This window comes from Alteromonas aestuariivivens, assembly GCF_003367475.1.
In the GTDB taxonomy this organism is placed as follows: Bacteria; Pseudomonadota; Gammaproteobacteria; order Enterobacterales; family Alteromonadaceae; genus Alteromonas; species Alteromonas aestuariivivens.
In genome coordinates, this window is the sequence record NZ_QRHA01000003.1 from 134,370 (window position 1) to 154,087 (window position 19,718).

The following is a 19,718-nucleotide window of genomic DNA, read 5'->3' on the forward strand; positions in this document are numbered from 1 at the left end:
TGCATTAAGACGCCTGCATTCTAACCACAACCTGAATTCACTTCTCGTAATAAGTTGTTAAAAATTATTAATTTCCACAATCACAATGGGCATCTGCAACAAGCGCATCCTGAGTACGCCCAATGCAGTATTTTGATCACAATGAGCGAGCCAAGGTTTTTAACGCAAGATCTCTATTGAAAAATGACGCGGCCAGAACTCTAAAATTAACGATTATTTAACACAAAAGCACTTGTGCTGATTATTTTTTAATCTTATTTTGGTACTGGGCACCACTCAACAAGCCATTACAGAGGGAAATTATGAGCTTAAAAAAACAGTATCTGAAATCAAAACCCGTGTGCAAAGTCACTTTCCGTTTAAACTCTGAAGAAGCAGGCAACGCCGATTCAGCCAAATTGGTAGGCGATTTCAATGCTTGGAACGCGTCCGTGGAACCAATGAAAAAACTGAAAAACGGCGATTTCACCCAAACCATTGAGCTGGAAAAGGATCAGGAATATCAGTTCCGTTATCTGCTTGACGACGAAACCTGGGAAAATGACTGGTCCGCAGACAGTTACCAGCCTTCGCCAGTCAGCCTTGAAGATAATTCGGTGGTTATTGTCTGAATCAATCCGCTCAGCCTACAGAGTATTGATTCAAAGTATTAATCTCTTGGATACTCTTCAGACTGATGACAAACCACAATTTAACGTACTAAACGGTTTGTTGTCAGTCTGAAGGGCGCCGGGATAGCCTCTTTGCTACAACGCTTTCTCAAGTTCCGGCAAAATTTCAAACAGATCTCCCACCAGCCCATAATCTGCGACCTGAAAAATGGGGGCGTCTTCGTCCTTATTGATAGCGACAATTATTTTGGAGTCTTTCATTCCGGCCAGATGCTGAATCGCTCCGGAAATTCCAACCGCAATGTACAATTGGGGAGCGACAATTTTACCCGTTTGGCCTACCTGCATATCGTTAGGTACAAAGCCTGCATCGACCGCGGCCCGTGATGCTCCGACCGCAGCACCCAGTTTGTCGGCAATGGCCTCAAGCAACGCAAAATTTTCGCCGTTTTGCATGCCTCTGCCACCAGAAATCACCACCTCCGCCGCTGTCAGTTCAGGTCTTTCCGATACAGTCAGCTGCTCTGAATCGAAGCGCACACGAGGGTCTTCCTTAATAACATCCAGCGTTTCGACTGGCGCATTGTTACCGGTTTCAACCGCATCGAAAGCCGCACTGCGTATTGTCAGAATTTTGATCGGCTCGTTGCATGAAACGGTTGCAATAGCATTACCCGCATAAATAGGCCGAACAAAAGTGGCACTGTTTTCGATTTGGATAATGTCCGATATCTGCGCCACATCGAGTAATGCCGCCACTCTGGGCATAAAGTTCTTACCACCCGTGGTTGCCGCAGCCAGAATATGACTGTAGTCCTTCGCGATCGACACAACCAATTGCGCACAATTTTCTGCCAGTTGGTGTGCATAGGCAGAATGGTTAACCTGCAATACTCGGGTAACTCCCTTCAACTCAGCGGCCTGTGAAGCAACCTGCGCACAATGCTCACCTGCAACCAGCACATGAATGTCATCAGCAAGCTGACTCGCTGCACTTACCAGTTTCGCGGTGTCAGCCTTCAACTGGCTGTTGTCATGCTCTGCATATACCAGTACCGTCATGGGATCACCTTCGCTTCATTTCTTAATTTTTCAACCAGTTCTGTAACACCGGAAACTTTTGTTCCGCCGCTTCGCTTCTGCGGTGGTGTAACCTTGAGAATTTCCACACGTGGTGATAGATCGACACCAAACTCATCGGCAGGCTTTACATCCAGCGGTTTGCGTTTAGCTTTCATAATATTGGGTAATGATGCGTAACGAGGTTCGTTAAGACGCAAATCTGTTGTAACGACAGCAGGAAGCGTCAGAACCAGAGTTTGCAGACCACCATCGATCTCACGGGTTACTTTAACTGTGCCTTGTTCAACAGAAACCTCGGAAGCAAATGTTCCCTGGGGTAAATTGGCCATTGCCGCCAACATCTGTCCGGTTTGGTTATTGTCCGAATCGATGCTCTGTTTACCCAGAATAATCAGTTGCGGTTGTTCCTGCTCAACCACTTTAGTTAGCAATTTGGCAACATGCAGGGAATCCAGGGGTTGTTCGCAATCAATATGAAGACCACGATCGGCCCCCAAGGCCATTGCTGTTCGAATTTGCTCCTGGCAGGTTTTGTCTCCGATAGAAACCACCAGAACCTCAGTCGCGATCCCCTTTTCTTTGAGCCTGACCGCTTCTTCAACAGCAATTTCACAGAACGGATTCATTGCCATTTTTGTATTGGTCAAATCCACACTGGAGTTGTCGGGTTTGACTCTCACTTTAACGTTGTAATCAATAACACGTTTTATCGGTACAAGTATTTTCATCCGGATCCTCATGTTGGTTCAGGACAAGATCGCAGGGTTCGGTAACTGGCATTGTTTGGCTGGCGCTTTAATGCGCTTCTGTGTCCAACCAGTTCATTCATTGTATAAACGCCCGTGAACCCGGTTATTGCGGCTCGCAGGACGAATCTCGATCTTGATGTCAAGTTTGCCAAAATGTACTTACTGTTGACGTAAACGTCAACCTGTTCTAACGTTGCATTATCTAATTTTTTACATCTTTTTGACACTTCAGCCAAATTAGTACTGCACTGTCTTTTTTACTTTTGTAACGTTTGAGGAGCCTGCTTTGGAACGCGAATCGATGGAGTTTGACGTAGTTATAGTCGGTGCCGGCCCGGCAGGATTGTCCGCAGCCTGTAAGCTTATGCAACTTGCACAGGAAAAGGAGCTGTCACTAACAGTGTGTGTGGTTGAAAAAGGTTCCGAAGTTGGAGCACACATTCTTTCCGGCGCAGTATTTGAACCCAAAGCGCTGAACGAACTCTTTCCCGACTGGCAGTCCAGGCAAGCACCTGTAGGGACAGCTGTCACGGATGATCACCTGTACTATCTTAAAAATCAGTCCGATTCCCAACGTCTGCCAGAATTTGCTACTCCCAGGTCCATGCACAACCAAGGCAATTATGTGACTTCAATGGGCAATCTGTGTCGCTGGCTGGCTGAACAGGCTGAACAGCTTGGAGCAGAAATTTTTCCCGGTTTTGCCGCTGCCCGGGTACTTTATCGGGAAGATGGCAGTGTAGGCGGAGTCATTACCGGCGACATGGGCCTGGACGCCAATGGAAATCCCAAAGACAGTTACCTGCCAGGTATGGAACTCAAAGCCAGATACACCCTGTTTGCTGAGGGGTGTCGAGGTCATCTGGGTAAGGAACTGAGCAAAAAATTTGATCTTGATAAACATAGTAGTCCGCAACATTATGCAATCGGATTTAAAGAGATATGGGACATAGACCCTTCACTTCATCAACCGGGCATGGTTGTTCACACCGGTGGTTGGCCGCTTGATAAAGCCACCGGAGGCGGGTATTTGTACCATGCGGAAAACAATCAGGTATTTGTCGGTTTGATCGTGGATTTAAATTACGCTAACCCACATCTCAGCCCATTTGATGAATTTCAGCGAATGAAACACCACCCGATATACAGCCAGTTTCTGGAAAGCGGAAAACGGGTCGCCTACGGTGCAAGAGCCATTGCCAAAGGTGGATTTCACTCATTACCTAAAATGGTATTTCCCGGTGGATTATTAATTGGCTGTAACGCTGGAACTCTGAACTTCGCCAAAATCAAAGGCAATCACACCGCGATGAAATCCGGTATGCTGGCCGCCGAATCGGTTTTTTCAGCATTGCAGCAAGCCAGCTCTGACACACACAACACCGCACTGGATTTCACCCAAAGAATGAAAGATTCCTGGCTGTATGATGAATTGTATCGTGCACGAAACTTTGGTCCGGCAATTCATAAATATGGTACTTTTTACGGCGGAGTATTTAATACCATTGAGCAAAATTATTTTGCCGGCAGGCTTCCAATTAACCTGAAAGATGATCACCCAGATTACAGCCAAATGCATCAGGCAGACACATCTCCCAAAATCGCCTACCCAAAGCCGGATGGAAAAATAAGTTTTGACAAGCTTTCTTCAGTATTCCTGTCTAATACCAATCACGAAGAAGACCAGCCTTGTCACTTGCAGTTAATCGACGATTCAATTCCTGTCACAGTGAATCTTCCCAAATTTAATGAGCCTGCACAAAGATACTGCCCTGCCGGAGTTTATGAGATCGTGCAAAAAAACGGTGAGGACAAACTGCAAATTAATGCACAAAATTGCGTACACTGTAAAACCTGTGACATTAAAGATCCCTCCCAGAATATTCATTGGGTAACCCCGGAAGGCTCCGGCGGGCCAAATTATCCCAACATGTAAATCTAATTTATAAAAGCGGACATAATCTGCTTTTTTTTTACCCAAAACTTAATTACTATTTAAAGGATTTCTTTGCTAAATAACGTTAAGGTTAATAAATGAACGATTTTCTAGATATTTTAACTCACGGAAGACGTTTACAGGGAGCAGTAAAGGATTTAAGCATCTCCGAACTGGAAGCCGTACAAGATAAACTAACGAATATTATTGAGAAGCGGAAAGAAAAAGAGATAGAAAAACAAAAAGAAGAGCAGGCAAAGCTCCAAAAAATTGCAGATATCCAAAAGCAACTGGCAGAAGCTGGATTGGATCTGAACGACCTAAAAGCAATCGGTGGCGAATCCGTTAAAAAGCGGGTTACCGGCAAAAAGCGCCCGGTAAAATATCAAATCACCGATGAGAGCGGAAAAGAGCACCCTTGGACAGGCATCGGTCGTATGCCAAAGGTATTCAAAAATGCGTTAGAACAAGGCAAAAATCTGGAAGACTTTGCTATCTAAATCTTGAAGAAAGTTTAAAAAGCGGTGGGAAAATACCCGCCGTTTTTTAAAATCACCGCCCTCCCCCATGGCTTTCCTACATTATTCAGCTTAATTATGCACGATCGGTTGTCTTTTCAGAAATATCAACGCTCTTCATCGTCTTCGTGGCTGGTTTTAATCCACGGCTTATTTGGGGATTCAGACAATCTGTCTGCACTGCGCAGGCATTTCGAATCCAAAATCAATGTATTGAGTGTCGACTTACTCGATCATGGCCGTTCTGTACACACCAGCGAATTTCAGTTAGAAGATAATGTGACCGCATTGTTCAATACGCTGGATGAACTGGAAATTCAACAGGCAAACTTGCTCGGACACTCTCTGGGCGGCAAGGTTGCAATGCTTGCAGCGTTGCGAAGTCCACAACGGGTATCTAACCTGATGGTGGCAGATATTGCTCCGGTTACCTACCCTGCGCGTCACCAGAGCATCTTCGCTGGATTGAATTCTGTTGATTTGGAGACCCTTTCGTCCCGCAGACAGGCCGATGAACAAATGAAGGCAGATATTCCTGAAAATGGGATCCGGCAGTTTTTGCTCAAAGGGCTGTATCAGCACGCGGACAATTCCTGGCAATGGCGGTTCAATCTAAAGGGCCTGAGTGAGCATTATGATAATGTTACAAGCTGGCCAGAAAGCAATACTACCTACCCGGGTCCTACCCTGTTTATCAAGGGCGGAGACTCTGACTACATTACGTCTGCACACCGAAGCGCTATTGCACAATATTTTCCGGCGGCTAAGGCGCATATTCTTGAAAGCGCCGGTCATTGGCTTCATGCAGAGAAGCCAGCCATGTTCAATCGAATTGTGGAAAAATTTCTTAAACACCAACTGGATCAATAAGCGGGCAAAAATTCACAATTTCTTTGTTCTTCCCTGCTTCATTGCTTTGTAGTGTGGTATAGTTTGCGCCAATTTTTAGCTGACCAACCGATGCACGCTGTATGCTCGCTGAACATTACGAACTGATTGAATCATTAATGCTCAATATCGGACTGGTAGGTCTGTTCGGTTTAATGGGCTATGCCGTTCATGATGTGCTGAAAAAAAACAATGTCCCCAGAACCGGTCGCTTTGTGGCTTACGGAGTTTTGGGATTGGGCGCTTTAGGCTTTATCGCTAAAGGTATCATTGAATTGTTCTGGCTAAGTACAGGCATGGGCTAGAACGGATTTATTTTACAGAGGTTAATTATGGCAAGTGTGGGCCTGTTTTTTGGCAGTGACACGGGTAATACCGAACATGTCGCAAAGATGATCCAAAAAGAACTGGGTAAACATCTGATTGACGTTCAGGACATCGCAAAAAGCACCAAAGAAGATATCGCCAATTTTGATTTGCTGATTTTTGGCATCCCTACCTGGTACTATGGAGAAGCCCAGTGTGACTGGGACGATTTCTTCCCGGAACTGGAACAAATCGACTTCACTGACAAACTGGTTGCCATATTTGGTTGCGGCGATCAGGAAGACTACGCCGAATATTTTCTCGATGCCATGGGCATGATCCGTGACATCGTAGAACCCAAGGGCGCCATCCTGGTTGGACAATGGCCCACTGAGGGCTACGACTTTGAAGCCTCCAAGGGTCTGGCAGATGAAAATCACTTTGTTGGTCTTGGGATTGACGAAGATCGCCAGCCAGAGCTTACCGAAGACAGGGTCAAAGCCTGGTGTAAACAACTCTACGAAGAACTGTGTCTGGCCGAACTGGCTTAATGGTACAGGGCATTAAAAGGGCCGCTTCGGCCCTTTTAACTGGTATAAACACCCTTACCTACCCAATATACTGAATGTCACATTCCCGGCGTTATTGGTTACGCCATAGCTTCGACATGCCAATTGCGTGTCAGCGACAAAACTCCCAAAAGAACTTCTGCCGAAATAATCACAACAAACCCGATTATTTTTCAATCTGTTACAGGTACGGGGCAGGCTTTTGCTTCCAAATCAGAACAACTTACCTATAATAGCTGCTAAATGCGAAACCCGAATTTGATAGCGAGCTCATGGATCAAAACAAAGAACTAAAAAAAGCCGGCCTCAAGGTTACTCTGCCCCGACTAAAAATTCTGCAAATTTTGCAGGAGCCAGAGAATCAGCATATCAGTGCCGAAGATGTTTATAAGATTTTGATCGAACAGGGCGAAGAAATAGGTCTGGCGACCGTATATCGGGTACTCAACCAGTTCGATGATGCCGGCATTCTTAACCGACACCATTTTGAGGGTGGAAAGTCGGTATTTGAAATAAGCCACAAGGCCCATCACGACCACCTGGTTTGCCTGAAATGCGGCAAGGTAGTCGAATTCGAAGACGATGTTATTGAGCAAAGGCAGACTGAAGTGGCGCGCAGAAACAAGATGAAGCTGACCCACCACAGTCTGTACCTGTACGGAGAATGTCTGGATGGCGAGTGCGACAATCCGGACGAAGAATAACAGTCCTTTTGAATAGAAAAATGCCTGCTAACCGCAGGCTTTCTTTTAACAGGAAAATTTGTACTTGTTGTAAGCCTGAATGGCTCTCTCCCAGACAGGGCCAGGTCTGCCACTGCCAACCTTGTGTCCGTCCACTTCTATAACCGGTGAGATTTCCTTACTGGAACTGGTTAGCCAGACCTCTTGGGCATTGAGCAATTCTCTGACCGTAACCACGCTCTCGCTGAACACCAGCCCTTCCCGTTTAAAGCTCTCCAATGCCAGCTTACGTGTAATACCCGGAAGCAGCTGGTTATCCAGCGGTGGTGTCCGGATGACACCATTGTCGACCACAAAGACATTGGACGAACTGGCTTCTGTAACCTGACGCTCGCGATTATAGAGAATGGTTTCCTGGTTGCCCTGCCGCTGCCCGTGTTCAAAATGCATCACATTACCCAACAGAGCAGTGGATTTAATGTGGCAACGGTGCCAGCGTAAATCTTCGCACAGAGAAACTTTCAGCCCCTTAACCAGCTTTCGATCTGCTGGCGGAGGCGGTGAAATCTCAAAAGCAAAGGCAAATATGGTTGCAGTAATGTGTTTCGGATAGGCGTGAAACCGCTTTGTATCGGTACCGCGGGAGACATGCAAATAAACGCCGATATTGTCGCTTGCCAGTTTGCTCTTGTTTCGCAATATGAGGGTTGAGATGATCTGCTGGTATTCCTGATCCCGGTAAGGATTTTTAATTTCCAGCTCAGCCAGACCATTATTCATTCTTTCAAGGTGTGCAGCCAGTCCCACTGCCTTGCCCCCATAAGACGGTATCACTTCATAAATACCATCACCAAACAGGAACCCCCTGTCCATGGGTGAGATTCTGGCCTCATCCAACGGCAAATACTGGCCGTTTAAAAACGCTATTGTCATGAGATTATTTACCTTTCCTGTAAAGGTGACGTCGTTGTCTGGCCAGTAACCATGTGGCTCTGGCATTGTTTGTATCTATGGAAGTAAAGGTTACCCGGTCGCCGGGGGTGGCCTGAGCAAGGCGGGGAATATCGTACAGTGCCACACAACCTATTTTAGGATATCCCCCGAGGGTCTGCCTGTCTTTCATCATTATGATCGGCTGACCGTCGGAAGGAACCTGAATAGCCCCCTGATTGATCCCCTCCGAACGCAGGTCCGTGCGTCCACATCGCACAGGAGTGCCCTGCAACCGATATCCCATTCTATCCACCTGACTCGACAGTTGAAAGGATTCACTAAAAAACAGATTTTTTGTTGCCCCGGAGAACCAGTCTGCCTGATAACCCAATATCACCTCCAGGGGACGGGTCAATGCATACTCCGGCTGTATTTGGACTGGTACGCTGCGATCGGGGCACTGCTTTGGACACACCTTCAACTGTGTTCCTGAAGCAAGCGGTTTGCCGTCCCCTGCCAGGCCTCCAAGTCCTTCACGTATTACGGTACTGACCGAGCCCATCGCCGATTTCAGTGCCCAGTCTGCCGAGAAGGCAAGGTAATGTCGGGTGCCAATCCGATGAGGCTGAATGCGAAGTGTCCCGCCTTTGAGCGAAGACAGAGTCTGCCACAACGGTTGCAATTGCCCGTTAAACCACACTTCTGCTCCTGGGCCAGTAACAGCAAAAGCAATAGTTGCAGGCAAATCAACAATGACCTGCCCAATAAATTCAATTGCCGGGTTGGCTGATTCGTTGTCACACAACCAATTGGCCCAATGAAATGCAGGCTCATCCATAGGACCCGACTGACAGAAGCCCTGTTGCTGCAACCCGCTTCGCCCGCCATCGACAATCATTGACAGCAATCCTTTATCAGCAATGTTCAGCAATAATTGCTTGGCGCTATTATCGCTCATGGCACCATTCCTGATATTGCTGCTCACTGATGGCCTCAAACTGCACCGTGTCGCCTACCGCAAGCAGACTTGCAGGTGACTTGCCAACGTCAAACATCGGCACCGGGCACAGTCCGAGCAGATTCCACCCTCCCGGGGAGGCCTGGGGATACACCGCTGTCTGCCTGTCGGCAATAGCAACAGCTCCCTTTGGAACACGCTTGCGCGGGGTTGCCAGCCTGGGGCAAGCCAACTGCTCAGGCAATTCGCCAAGATAGGCGAACCCCGGAGCAAACCCTACAGCAAACACCCGGAATCTGGCTTGCGTGTGCAAATCAACAATCTGGGATTGCAACAACCCGGTGTACGAACACAGGTGTTCGAAATCGTTGCATTGAGAAGCCCCGTACCAGACCGGTAACCGATGATGGTGGCCTTCAAAACGGACTGTCTGGCTATTCATTGGCAATTCAGCCAGGCAGCGGTACACACCATGGTCATCAGTAAGCCAGGGATCAAACACTATAGTCAGGGAATCATACGCCGGCAGCAATTCTTTCAGCCAGGTCGGATTAAGGTATTGAAGTGCCTGAACACAATGCTGCACCGCCTGATTGGACTGAGTGAGATCATCACCGCCAAAATACAGGATAAGGCCGTCCAGCCCTGCACTGCGGATATCGGTAATCCGACCAAACGGCCTCATAATGCAGTGTTACCGCTGGGAGCCTGACCCAGCTTGGCCTTGGTCATGATTTTGCGTAGCTCCGCCGCCATTCCCACCGCATCGGGAGAATCACCGTGCACACACAAAGTATCTATTGGCAATTGCAACACATTACCAGACTCAGTAACCACTTCCTGGCGATTCAGCATTCTGACTGCCTGCCCGATAGCCTGCTCAAAAGACAGCACCGCGCCCTCAAGCCTTCGGGACATAAGGTATCCATCATCGGTATAACGCCTGTCTACAAAAGCCTCAAACCACAACACCAGACCTAACGTGTTAGCCTGCTGCTGCAGTTCCGGATAGCGCGGATGGGCCTGAATCATCAACGGTAAACGCGCTTCGCTAAATTCAGCAACGGCCTCCATAACCGTATTACGAACCTCGGCATTCTTCATCAGGTCATTGTAGAGTGCGCCATGGGGTTTGACGTACGCCAGTTCCACACCCTGACATTTTGCCATGCCCCACAGTGCTGATATCTGATAGAGCAAACACGCCTTTAACTCATCGGCGGCCATATTCATACTGCGACGTCCGAACCCCTGTAGATCCGGATAGGAAGGGTGAGCGCCAACGGCAACATTATGGCGCTTTGCCAACCCAATGGCATTCTGAAGAACCAGCGGGTCACCTGCATGAAAGCCGCAGGCAATGTTGGCCTGGTCAATATACACCATGATTTGCTCATCTACGGGCATTGTCCAGGCACCGAAGCCCTCTCCCAAATCGCAATTTAACATCATTGTTGTTTAGCTCTGCTGACCATTTAGGTATTATGTTAACCGCAATTTCATTTTCAGTCAGGCCTTGATGATACACATTGGCAAACCCAACCGGTTGACCGTGGTCGCCGAATTTCCTTTTGGATTCCACCTTTCCTGTCCCGAGAGCGAAGATACTTACGTTACACTGCCCTCCCACATTGCCCCCAAGGGCCTAAAATGCGGTGATGAGCTGGATGTTTTTGTAGGCACGGACGAAAGTGGCGCACTGGTGGCATCGCTCAGGCAGCCTTTGCTGCAGGTCGGGCAGACCGCCGTACTCAAAGCTGCAGGCGCCACAGCCTTTGGCGCATTTTTTGACTGGGGTCTGGAAAAAGACCTGCTGGTACCCAGCGAATACCAGGAAAGCCCGGTTAACCCGGGGATGCGCTATGTGGTTCATGCCTTCTACGACAACGACAGCAAGCGTATTCTTGGCGCAACCCGCCTGCACTATTTTTTAAAAGAACAAGCAGAAGAACTCAGCCCCGGCGACACGGTAGAATGCCTGGTTTACGCAAAAACCGAACTGGGGCTCAAGGTTGTCATTGACGGCCGCTATCTGGGGCTGATATTCCACAGCGATGCGTTCAAGCCGCTCAAGGTTGGTGATGCCACCAGCGCGGTGATCAAACATATCCGCCCGGACGGGAAAATTGACGTTGCTTTGCAAAGAACAGACAAAACCGGGCGTAGCAGCCTTGAGCAGGCCATCATCGAGGATCTTCAGGCCCACGGCGGCCTCTCTACGTTAACCGACAAAAGCGCACCGGATGAAATCTACCAGCGTTTTAACGTCAGCAAAGGCGCATACAAGAAAGCTCTGGGTGCCTTATTTAAACAGCGCCGGATCCTGATCGACAAACAGACGATCCGGCTTCTTGATTCCGATTCTTGATTTTGGAGGTCGTTTTTTAGCATGAAATCAAATGTAGTTTGGGAAAAGGATCTGACTTTTTCAGCCAGCACTGAAACCGGCTTTAACACAATTATGGACGGCGAAGGCAAAGCGTTGTCTCCCATGGAGGCGGTACTTAATTCGGTAGGCGCCTGCTCCAGCATCGACATTGTCGATATTCTGAAAAAAGGGCGTTTTACGCTTACAAAGTGCGAGTGTGTGCTGGAAGCAAAACGGGCAGAGAACCCACCAAGGGTATTCACCGATATTCACGCACATTACAAGGTTCAGGGCGAGGGCCTGACCGAAAAAGCAGTGCAACGGGCCGTTACCTTGTCGGCCGAAAAATACTGTTCAGTCATGCTGATGCTGCAAAAATCGGTCAACATCACCACCAGCTTTGAAATCCTGGCCGGCGAATAATTTGGTTTTTTTAACCACCTTTTAGTTAATTCGGTCACCTAAATTGGCTGGCCGAATTTAAACCCAATCCATAAACACCTTTATCACTCTGTTTTATAAGGAAATTTAATTAAAACCCAAGAGTGGCACAGTCAATGCTCAAATGAGTGAAAACTTACATAACATTGACATAGGTCATCTCCATGGAACTGAACAAAACCCCAATCGCACGCGCTCTGGTTTTTGCGGGATTAATTGGTTTATCCGCAAACCTGAGCGGCTGCGGCAACGCAGAAGCCACCGACTCTTCCGCCAAAACCAACGAAACCGAAGTTATCAGCATTCCCGTCGAAACCCGCCCACTCACCTCTGGCAGCATCACATTCACCTACAACACCACAGCCATTCTTGAAGCCAAAGAAGAAGCCTTCGTGGTGGCCAGGGCATCCGGTATCATTGAACACATTCATGTTGAGGAAGGCGATTACGTGGAGAAAGGACAAACCCTGGCCCAACTCGATAAAAAGCGCTACGAGCTGAACCTGGCTCGGGCCAAAGCAGATTTACGCGGCATCGAGCAGGAGCTCAACAAAATTAACAAGGTTTATTCCCAGAAACTGGTCAGTGACGATACCTTTGACAAACTCACTGCCCAATACGAAGCAGCGCAGGCAACTTTGCGCCTGGCTGAACTGGATCTCAAGGAAACCACCATTACTGCTCCCATCAGTGGCTACATCGCTGAACGAAATGCAAAGGTTGGTAATCTGACTGAATCTTTCCAGCGGGAAAAAATGTTCCACATTGTTCAGCAAAAGGAACTTCAGGGCATCGTGTACCTGCCGGAGAGTGAATTGCGCAACTTGCGCCAGGGGCAATCTGCCACACTTACGGTTCCCGCTATTACTGAACACGTTGCGGCGTATGTGGACCGCATCAGCCCGGTAGTGGATGCCCAGACAGGCACATTCAAAGTCACGTTGCAGGTGCCCAATGACGACGAACGTCTTAAAGCCGGCATGTTCAGTGAAGTCGCGTTAAATTACGCCCGCCGTGAAAACGCCATGCTGATGCCACGCAAAGCCCTGGTTAGCATTGACAATCAAACCAGCGTGTTTGTAGTGCATGACGGCGTTGCCAGTAAAGTGGATGTCGCTCTGGGGTTTGAGGAAGGCGATGTGGTTGAAGTCACTGAAGGGCTGAATGGTGATGAATCGGTAGTGACTGCCGGTCACCAGAACCTGAAAGACCAGTCTCCCGTGGAAGTCGTGAACAGCTGATATTTTCACAGCAGGTGACTTTCCATTAACCTTCAGGGAGCCAGAAAATGAATATTGTTGAAATTGCCGTCAAACGTCCTGTAGCCGTTGCCATGTTTACCTTTGCCATTCTGTTGTTTGGCATGGTTTCACTGGGGCGGCTTTCCGTCAACCTGTTACCGGATTTGTCCTACCCTACCCTGACTATCCGTGCAGATTATCCAGGTGCCGCCCCCGGTGAGGTGGAACAGCTGGTGTCCAAACCCATAGAGGAGGCAATCGGCGTTGTTAAAGGCGTGCGCACTGTTACCTCTACATCCCGTCCGGGCCAGTCTGATGTGGTGCTGGAATTTGCATGGGGAACCGATATGGACTTCGCCAGCCTGGAAGTGCGGGAAAAGCTCGACATTTTGCAGCTGCCCCTGGATGTTAAAAAGCCAAGATTGCTGCGCTTTAACCCCAGCCTTGACCCTATTCTGCGCCTTGGCCTGAGCCATCAGAGCGAAAACTCCGCCAATAATGACACCGTGGAAGATATGAAACGGTTGCGGGTATATGCCGATGAGCAGATAAAACGGCGCCTAGAATCCATCGAGGGCGTCGCATCAGTCCGCATTGGCGGTGGCCTGGAAAATGAAATTCAGATTCTGATAGATCAGAACAAGGCCAGTCAGCTGAACATCAAACTCGCAACGGTTATAGACCGACTGAAAAGTGAAAATGTTAATACCTCCGGCGGCCGAATAAACGAGGGCTCTCAGGCGTATCTGGTGCGAACGCTGAATCAGTTTGATGACCTCGAGCAGATACGAAATATGTACGTGGGTCGTTTTGAAGGAAAAAATATTCAGCTTAAAGACATAGCTCAAATTACCAACGCCCATAAGGAGCGCAATGCCATTACCCGATTTAATGGCATTGAGGGCACCGAAATTGCCATCTACAAAGAGGGCGATGCCAATGCGGTGAATGTTGCTGAAAAAGTGAAGCAACAACTGGCTTCCGTACGCCAGAATTTGCCTTCCCAATACCAATTGGATCTGGTCTATGACCAGAGCGTGTTTATCAAAAATGCTATTGACGACGTTCTGTCTGCAGCTTTGATTGGCGGCTTATTAGCTATGCTGGTGTTGTACCTGTTTCTGCGTGACTTCTGGACCACGGTCATCATCTCGGTATCAATCCCGGTTTCAATTGTTGCCACATTCAACCTGATGTACGGCAACGACATAAGCCTTAACATCATGAGCCTGGGTGGTATTGCGCTGGCCGTTGGTCTGCTGGTAGACAACAGCATTGTGGTTCTTGAGAATATTGATCGGCACCGCAAACGTCAGCCAAACCAGTCAGATGCCCGGCTGGCGGCGGTTCAGGGTAGCAAGGAAGTCGCTGGGGCCATCATTGCTTCAACGCTTACTACCATGGCAGTGTTTATCCCCTTGGTGTTTGTGGAAGGCATTGCCGGTCAACTGTTTCGCGACCAGGCTCTGACCGTGTCCTTCGCTTTGCTGGCCTCTCTGATCGTGGCACTGACACTCATCCCTACCCTGGCCAGCCGATCAAAAAGATCCGGGCTAGAGCACGAAGAAGTTTTTTCACAGCCCAAAACCAATATGCCAGCCAGCCTGCCTGCCCGTATTTTCTACTGGGTGACCTTTCCAGTTCGCATGATTATGCGCGCAGTATTCGTCTATCTGCCTGCCGCCGCTATGACCCTGGCAATTGGTTTTTGGCGTATTGCGGCCAAAGGGCTTTACTGGCTGTTTTACCCCCTTACGATTGTATTTTCAGCGCTAATGTCCGCGCTTGAAAAAGGATATGAAAAAGTTTTGTGCGCTGCGTTATCCTTTCGCATTGCGGTACTGGGCGCCATAATTGCCGTCTCATCGGGTGCGCTTCTTTTGGTGCCCAAACTTGGTATGGAGCTCATTCCTCAAATGTCGCAGGGTGAATTCCACGTTGAAGTCAATTTGCCTGCAGGAGCAAAAGTAGAACAGACCGACACTCTGCTTGCAGAACTCGCTGAACTGGCAAACCGTCAGCCTGGCGTTCAGCGTTCCTATTCACTCGCAGGTACCGGCAGTCTTATTTCTGCAGCACCCAGCCAGGGTGGAGACCACTGGGGAAAACTGAATGTAGTCATGGAACCGGACGCCAGCACTGAACAAACCGAAGCGGCACGTGCAGCCCTGCGCCAATATCTGGCTACCCGGGCTGGGGTTGAAAGCCAGTTCGGTGAACCCGAGCTGTTCAGCTTTGATGCCCCTATCCAGATTGAGATCCGCGGTTACGACCTTAACCAGTTACAGCTGGCAAGCCTGCGCATTACCGAAGCCATGGAAAAACAACCTCGCTTTGCCGACATCAACAGCACCCTGCGCCCCGGAAACCCTGAAATCAAAATTGAATTCAATCACGCAAGGCTGTCAAGGCTTGAACTTGACGCACCAACGGTATCGCAACTTATCGCTGCCAAAATTGGCGGTAAAGTTGCGACCCAATACAGTCTGGAGGATCGCAAGGTTGACATTCTGGTGCGTACCCAGCAACAGCAACGGGATGACATTCGTGATGTGCAGGCAATAGTGGTAAACCCGGGCAGTCAGCACCCCATTCCACTGGGCTCGGTCGCCGATGTATACATGAGTACCGGCCCTGGCGAAATCACCCGTCTGGGCCAGCAGCGGGTAGCGATAATTCAGGCAAATCTGACGTTTGGTGACTTGGCTCAGGGGGTCACCGCAGCCCAATCGATTATCGATAGTGTTTCGCTTCCGTTGCAAATTCAGGCTGAAATAGCCGGCCAAAGTGAAGACATGCAACAGAGTTTCCGCTCTCTCATGTTCGCTCTGGCAATGGCTGTATTCCTGGTCTACCTGGTTATGGCGTCGCAATTCGAGTCGTTGCTGCACCCGCTGCTGATCCTGTTCGCGGTACCTTTGGCCGGTGCCGGCTCAGTGTACGGACTGTTTTTTACCGGTACCCATGTCAGTGTGGTGGTGTTTATTGGCCTGATAATGCTCAGTGGCATCGTGGTCAACAACGCCATTGTACTGGTTGATCGCATTAACCAATTGCGCCACCAAGGCATGGACAAGCACTCAGCCATTATCGATGCAGGAAAAAGCCGCTTGCGCCCCATCGTAATGACCTCCCTGACGACCATACTTGGATTGCTGCCGATGGCAGTGGGCATTGGCAACGGCGCTGAAGTGAGAACGCCAATGGCCATCACAGTGATATTCGGCCTGTTGTTTGCGTCGCTGCTGACGCTGGTACTTTTGCCGGTACTTTACAGCCTGTTTGATCGCAAACATTTCGAAAAAGAGACCGCCATCATCCCTCAGGGAGAAACCACCTATGGATAAGATTGCTTCAACCGGTGCCGCCCTCGCCCGATTTGCCATGCGTAAGCCCGTGACCGTGTGTATGTGCTTCATGTCCATGCTGCTATTTGGGATCGTTGCGGGCAGGTTACTGCCACTGGAAAAATTTCCGGGTATCGACATTCCGGAGATGGTGATTGAAATCCCCTATAACGATGCCACTCCGGCAGAAATTGAACGCATGATCACACGCCCTGTAGAGGAAGCCGTTGCCACCATGTCCGGCATCAAGCGCTTACGTGCTACCTCAAAAGAAGACCGGGCACTCATTCAGGTTGAATTTGCCTGGGAGGAAAACATCAAAGCCAAAGGCATCGAAGCGCGGGAAAAAATTGACGCGATCCGGCATCTGTTACCAGCCGACGTTGAACGAATCATGGTATACAAATTCAACACCAATGATATGCCAGTGTTCCAGCTAAGGGTATCCAGTGACAGGGATTTATCCAATGCTTACGATTTATTAGACCGCAATCTCAAACAGCCGCTGGAGCGGGTTGAGGGCGTCTCCAAAGTGGAACTGTACGGCGTACAGAAAAAGCAAATCACCATACGTCTTTTGCCTGAAAAACTGGCTGCGCTGAGAATCGACACCACGGCCCTGGGCAAGGTATTGCAAAATGCCAATTTCTCCATGACCGCCGGCCAGCTTGACGCACTCGATCAGAAAATCAGCGTCAATCCTCAGGGCGCATTCACTGACATTCGTGATTTTGAACAGCTCTACATTCGCCAGGATGTGCGTCTGAAAGACATCGCAGAAATTGCTTACGAACTGCCAAAACGCACCGAGGGTCGTCACCTCGATCGGACCTTCGCGGTGGGTTTCAACGTATATCGGGAATCCGGCAGTAACCTCGTGGAAGTATCTGAAAAAGTCCTTAAGGTTATCAACAAAGCTAAGCGCGATCCTGAGTTTCAGGGCATTAACCTGTTCATTATGGAAGACACCGCTGACAGCGTCACATCGTCATTATCAGACCTGATTTATGCGGGCCTGCTGGGGGCCGGTTTATCCGTTGTTGTGCTGTTTTTGTTCCTTCGCCAGCTGACAACCACCCTCATAGTGGTGTTGTCGGTTCCTTTCTCAATCTGTATCACGCTGGGCGTAATGTATCTAATGGGATATTCACTTAATATCCTGTCGCTTATGGGTTTAATGCTGGCAGTAGGAATGCTGGTAGACAACGCAGTGGTAATAACCGAAAGCATATTTCAGGAACGCCAGGGCTGCAGCGATGCCAAACTCGCGACCCAAAGAGGTGTCAGCAAGGTCAGCCTGGCAGTTATTGCAGGCACAGCGACCACCGCCATCGTATTTTTACCCAACATTGTGGGTGTGAAAATAGACGTAACGGTATTTTTGGAACACGTCGCCATTGCCATTTGCATTTCATTGTTCGCATCCCTGCTCATCGCTCAAACCCTGATCCCTTTGCTGGCATCCAGGATCAGACTTCCGGCAGATAAGGTTGTGCAGAAGCCAGCGTACATTCATCGCTATGGCCGAGTGCTTAACTGGACTTTGCACAATCAGGGCAAAACAGCATTGATTGCAGTTCTTATTCTGCTCAGCACTGCCATTCCGATGCAATTTGTCTCCGGTGATGATGAAGGGAACAACAATCAGGAGCGAATCTGGCTGAACTATCATCTGACACAGAATTACAGCCTTGAAGAAGTTGAGCAAACCGTCAATAAGATGGAAGACTTTCTGTATGCCAACCAGGAAGCGTTTTACATCAAGCAGGTATACAGCTATTTCGAAGCGGGTCATGCCGTCTCCGGTATTACCCTGGTGGACGATTTGCCTATTGATGTTGGTACACTGAAGAAGAAAATTCGTGACGCCATGCCAACCTTTGTACGAGCGCGCCCCTCCTTTCAATGGAATGAGGGCAACGGTGGCGGTGTCCGACTGACTTTGCTGGGTGAATCTTCTGATCGGTTGCGTAACCTTGCTAATCAGATTGTTCCGGTGATTGCCAATATCGATGGGCTGGAAGACGTCAAGGCTGATCTGGGCAGCGAACGGGAAGAAATACAAGTCCGCATTGACCGGGAGAAAGCCTATCGGCTGGGCTTGAATGTCAGTGACATCGCCAGTCTGGTGGCCACCGCACTGCGCGGCAACAGTTTGCGTACCTTTCGATTTGGTGACAGCGGCGAAATCAATGTCCGGGTAATGTATGGTAAAGACATCCAGGCATCTGTGCAGGCAATGAAAAACATAAGTATTGCTTTCCAGCAAGGCAGAAGCATCACACTGGATATGGTTGCTGAAATCACCACAGTTCCACAATTGGCTGAAATTCAGCGCCATTACCGTCAAACAGCACTTTCAATTGGCGCTAACCTGAGCGACAACACCACAGTTGAACAGGCCCGTGGGCGGATTGAAAAAGCAATGGGCTACGTTACCCTTCCCGATGGTTACAACTGGACACTGGACGGAAGTTTTCGCCGCCAGGATGAAGCCAATGCGGTAATGCAGATGAATATGTTGCTGGCTATCTGCATGATTTACGTTGTTATGGCTGCACTGTTCGAATCTTTGCTGTTGCCAACTGCGGTCATCACGTCACTGCTGTTTTCTTTTACCGGTGTATTCTGGGCGTTTTTTGTCACCGCTACCCCCATGTCCATCATGGGGATGATAGGAATGTTGATTCTGATGGGAATTGTGGTTAACAACGGCATCGTGCTGGTTGACCGAATCAATCAGCTGATTGAACAGGGCGAGAATTTATACCAGGCGGTGGTGGATGGATGTCAGTCACGGATCCGCCCTATCTTGATGACGGTTGCAACAACAGTACTTGGTTTGGTTCCGTTAGCCCTTGGTAGCACACGGATAGGCGGCGATGGCCCTCCCTATTCCCCCATGGCCATCGCCATAATCGGAGGATTGATTTTCTCAACCTTGACCAGCTTATTCCTTGTACCTTTGGCGTACGTTCTGCTGCTCAAACTGCGTTTTCATACCCAACGCATGATGGCTGAAAGTCGAACTCGAGTATCCCGATGGGTAAGGATAGGCGCCGAGTAATACACGCCAACAATAGCCAT

General features: G+C 49.0%; 18 protein-coding genes. 12 read left to right on the forward strand and 6 right to left on the reverse strand.

Features of this window, described 5'->3' with window-relative positions:
• The first annotated feature begins 302 nt into the window (after positions 1-302).
• Entirely contained in the window at positions 303-611 is a 309-nt protein-coding gene (locus DXV75_RS04975; protein ID WP_115592289.1) for an isoamylase early set domain-containing protein, read from the forward strand.
• A gap of 135 nt (positions 612-746) precedes the next feature.
• Here DXV75_RS04975 and DXV75_RS04980 read toward each other — a convergent pair whose 3' ends face one another.
• Both DXV75_RS04980 and DXV75_RS04985 read right to left on the reverse strand, forming a co-directional pair.
• Positions 747-1,673 (reverse strand): electron transfer flavoprotein subunit alpha/FixB family protein, encoded by a 927-nt coding sequence (locus DXV75_RS04980; protein ID WP_115592290.1) that lies wholly within the window; start codon positions 1,671-1,673, stop codon positions 747-749.
• Positions 1,670-2,422, reverse strand: a complete 753-nt coding sequence (locus tag DXV75_RS04985; RefSeq protein ID WP_115592291.1) for an electron transfer flavoprotein subunit beta/FixA family protein — start codon at positions 2,420-2,422, stop codon at positions 1,670-1,672. The genes DXV75_RS04980 and DXV75_RS04985 overlap by 4 nt, the downstream gene beginning before the upstream one ends.
• A 307-nt stretch (positions 2,423-2,729) precedes the next feature.
• Here DXV75_RS04985 and DXV75_RS04990 point away from each other — a divergent pair, with 307 nt between their 5' ends.
• From DXV75_RS04990 to fur, 6 genes are all read left to right on the forward strand, one after another.
• Positions 2,730-4,379, forward strand: a complete 1,650-nt coding sequence (locus tag DXV75_RS04990; RefSeq protein WP_115592292.1) for an electron transfer flavoprotein-ubiquinone oxidoreductase — start codon at positions 2,730-2,732, stop codon at positions 4,377-4,379.
• A 98-nt stretch (positions 4,380-4,477) separates the two neighbouring features.
• A complete protein-coding gene (locus DXV75_RS04995; protein ID WP_115592293.1) occupies positions 4,478-4,879 on the forward strand; it encodes an H-NS histone family protein in 402 nt (133 codons plus the stop codon).
• Between the two features lie 96 nt (positions 4,880-4,975).
• Positions 4,976-5,767, forward strand: coding sequence for an alpha/beta fold hydrolase (locus DXV75_RS05000; RefSeq protein WP_115592294.1), 792 nt, complete (start codon positions 4,976-4,978; stop codon positions 5,765-5,767).
• 101 nt (positions 5,768-5,868) lie between these two features.
• Positions 5,869-6,090, forward strand: a complete 222-nt coding sequence (locus DXV75_RS05005) for a DUF2788 domain-containing protein (RefSeq protein ID WP_115592295.1) — start codon at positions 5,869-5,871, stop codon at positions 6,088-6,090.
• 27 nt (positions 6,091-6,117) lie between these two features.
• Complete coding sequence (gene fldA, locus DXV75_RS05010; protein ID WP_115592296.1) at positions 6,118-6,642, forward strand: flavodoxin FldA; 525 nt, start codon at positions 6,118-6,120, stop codon at positions 6,640-6,642.
• Positions 6,643-6,932: 290 nt separating this feature from the next.
• Entirely contained in the window at positions 6,933-7,364 is a 432-nt protein-coding gene (fur, locus tag DXV75_RS05015; protein ID WP_115592297.1) for a ferric iron uptake transcriptional regulator, read from the forward strand.
• Between the two features lie 45 nt (positions 7,365-7,409).
• On the opposite strand, the gene DXV75_RS05020 is transcribed toward fur, so the two are convergent.
• The 4 genes from DXV75_RS05020 to DXV75_RS05035 are packed head-to-tail and all read right to left on the reverse strand — an operon-like array spanning position 7,410 to position 10,686.
• The gene (locus tag DXV75_RS05020; protein WP_115592298.1) at positions 7,410-8,276 is read right to left on the reverse strand and encodes an aminotransferase class IV; all 867 of its coding nucleotides are present in this window, start codon (positions 8,274-8,276) and stop codon (positions 7,410-7,412) included.
• 4 nt (positions 8,277-8,280) lie between these two features.
• Positions 8,281-9,234: a 5-oxoprolinase subunit C family protein gene (locus DXV75_RS05025; protein ID WP_115592299.1), complete on the reverse strand. Its 954-nt coding sequence runs from the start codon at positions 9,232-9,234 to the stop codon at positions 8,281-8,283.
• Positions 9,224-9,919, reverse strand: coding sequence for a 5-oxoprolinase subunit PxpB (gene pxpB, locus DXV75_RS05030; RefSeq protein ID WP_115592300.1), 696 nt, complete (start codon positions 9,917-9,919; stop codon positions 9,224-9,226). Before pxpB ends, DXV75_RS05025 begins: the two co-directional genes overlap by 11 nt.
• On the reverse strand, positions 9,916-10,686 hold the full coding sequence (locus DXV75_RS05035; protein WP_115592301.1) for a 5-oxoprolinase subunit PxpA: 771 nt from the start codon (positions 10,684-10,686) through the stop codon (positions 9,916-9,918). The genes pxpB and DXV75_RS05035 overlap by 4 nt, the downstream gene beginning before the upstream one ends.
• Before the next feature lie 67 nt (positions 10,687-10,753).
• Between DXV75_RS05035 and DXV75_RS05040 the strand changes: the two genes are divergently transcribed.
• From DXV75_RS05040 to DXV75_RS05060, 5 genes are all read left to right on the forward strand, one after another.
• Positions 10,754-11,602: a CvfB family protein gene (locus tag DXV75_RS05040; RefSeq protein WP_115592302.1), complete on the forward strand. Its 849-nt coding sequence runs from the start codon at positions 10,754-10,756 to the stop codon at positions 11,600-11,602.
• A gap of 21 nt (positions 11,603-11,623) precedes the next feature.
• Entirely contained in the window at positions 11,624-12,025 is a 402-nt protein-coding gene (locus DXV75_RS05045) for an OsmC family protein (RefSeq protein WP_115592303.1), read from the forward strand.
• 182 nt (positions 12,026-12,207) lie between these two features.
• Positions 12,208-13,284, forward strand: a complete 1,077-nt coding sequence (locus DXV75_RS05050) for an efflux RND transporter periplasmic adaptor subunit (RefSeq protein WP_115592304.1) — start codon at positions 12,208-12,210, stop codon at positions 13,282-13,284.
• A gap of 47 nt (positions 13,285-13,331) precedes the next feature.
• Positions 13,332-16,631: an efflux RND transporter permease subunit gene (locus DXV75_RS05055; protein WP_115592305.1), complete on the forward strand. Its 3,300-nt coding sequence runs from the start codon at positions 13,332-13,334 to the stop codon at positions 16,629-16,631.
• Positions 16,624-19,698 (forward strand): efflux RND transporter permease subunit, encoded by a 3,075-nt coding sequence (locus DXV75_RS05060; protein ID WP_115592306.1) that lies wholly within the window; start codon positions 16,624-16,626, stop codon positions 19,696-19,698. The genes DXV75_RS05055 and DXV75_RS05060 overlap by 8 nt, the downstream gene beginning before the upstream one ends.
• The last annotated feature ends 20 nt before the right edge of the window (positions 19,699-19,718 follow it).

Excerpts from the sequence above, each read along its gene's own strand:
- DXV75_RS05005 (WP_115592295.1), top strand. The coding sequence starts at position 5,869 with ATGCTCGCTGAACATTACGAACTGATTGAATCATTAATGCTCAATATC.
- DXV75_RS05060 (WP_115592306.1), top strand. The coding sequence starts at position 16,624 with ATGGATAAGATTGCTTCAACCGGTGCCGCCCTCGCCCGATTTGCCATG.
- DXV75_RS05055 (WP_115592305.1), top strand. The coding sequence starts at position 13,332 with ATGAATATTGTTGAAATTGCCGTCAAACGTCCTGTAGCCGTTGCCATG.
- DXV75_RS04995 (WP_115592293.1), top strand. The coding sequence starts at position 4,478 with ATGAACGATTTTCTAGATATTTTAACTCACGGAAGACGTTTACAGGGA.
- DXV75_RS04975 (WP_115592289.1), top strand. The coding sequence starts at position 303 with ATGAGCTTAAAAAAACAGTATCTGAAATCAAAACCCGTGTGCAAAGTC.
- DXV75_RS05045 (WP_115592303.1), top strand. The coding sequence starts at position 11,624 with ATGAAATCAAATGTAGTTTGGGAAAAGGATCTGACTTTTTCAGCCAGC.
- DXV75_RS05040 (WP_115592302.1), top strand. The coding sequence starts at position 10,754 with ATGATACACATTGGCAAACCCAACCGGTTGACCGTGGTCGCCGAATTT.
- fldA (WP_115592296.1), top strand. The coding sequence starts at position 6,118 with ATGGCAAGTGTGGGCCTGTTTTTTGGCAGTGACACGGGTAATACCGAA.
- DXV75_RS05035 (WP_115592301.1), bottom strand. The coding sequence starts at position 10,686 with ATGATGTTAAATTGCGATTTGGGAGAGGGCTTCGGTGCCTGGACAATG.
- DXV75_RS05025 (WP_115592299.1), bottom strand. The coding sequence starts at position 9,234 with ATGAGCGATAATAGCGCCAAGCAATTATTGCTGAACATTGCTGATAAA.
- pxpB (WP_115592300.1), bottom strand. The coding sequence starts at position 9,919 with ATGAGGCCGTTTGGTCGGATTACCGATATCCGCAGTGCAGGGCTGGAC.
- DXV75_RS04985 (WP_115592291.1), bottom strand. The coding sequence starts at position 2,422 with ATGAAAATACTTGTACCGATAAAACGTGTTATTGATTACAACGTTAAA.
- DXV75_RS05050 (WP_115592304.1), top strand. The coding sequence starts at position 12,208 with ATGGAACTGAACAAAACCCCAATCGCACGCGCTCTGGTTTTTGCGGGA.
- DXV75_RS05020 (WP_115592298.1), bottom strand. The coding sequence starts at position 8,276 with ATGACAATAGCGTTTTTAAACGGCCAGTATTTGCCGTTGGATGAGGCC.
- DXV75_RS05000 (WP_115592294.1), top strand. The coding sequence starts at position 4,976 with ATGCACGATCGGTTGTCTTTTCAGAAATATCAACGCTCTTCATCGTCT.
- DXV75_RS04980 (WP_115592290.1), bottom strand. The coding sequence starts at position 1,673 with ATGACGGTACTGGTATATGCAGAGCATGACAACAGCCAGTTGAAGGCT.
- fur (WP_115592297.1), top strand. The coding sequence starts at position 6,933 with ATGGATCAAAACAAAGAACTAAAAAAAGCCGGCCTCAAGGTTACTCTG.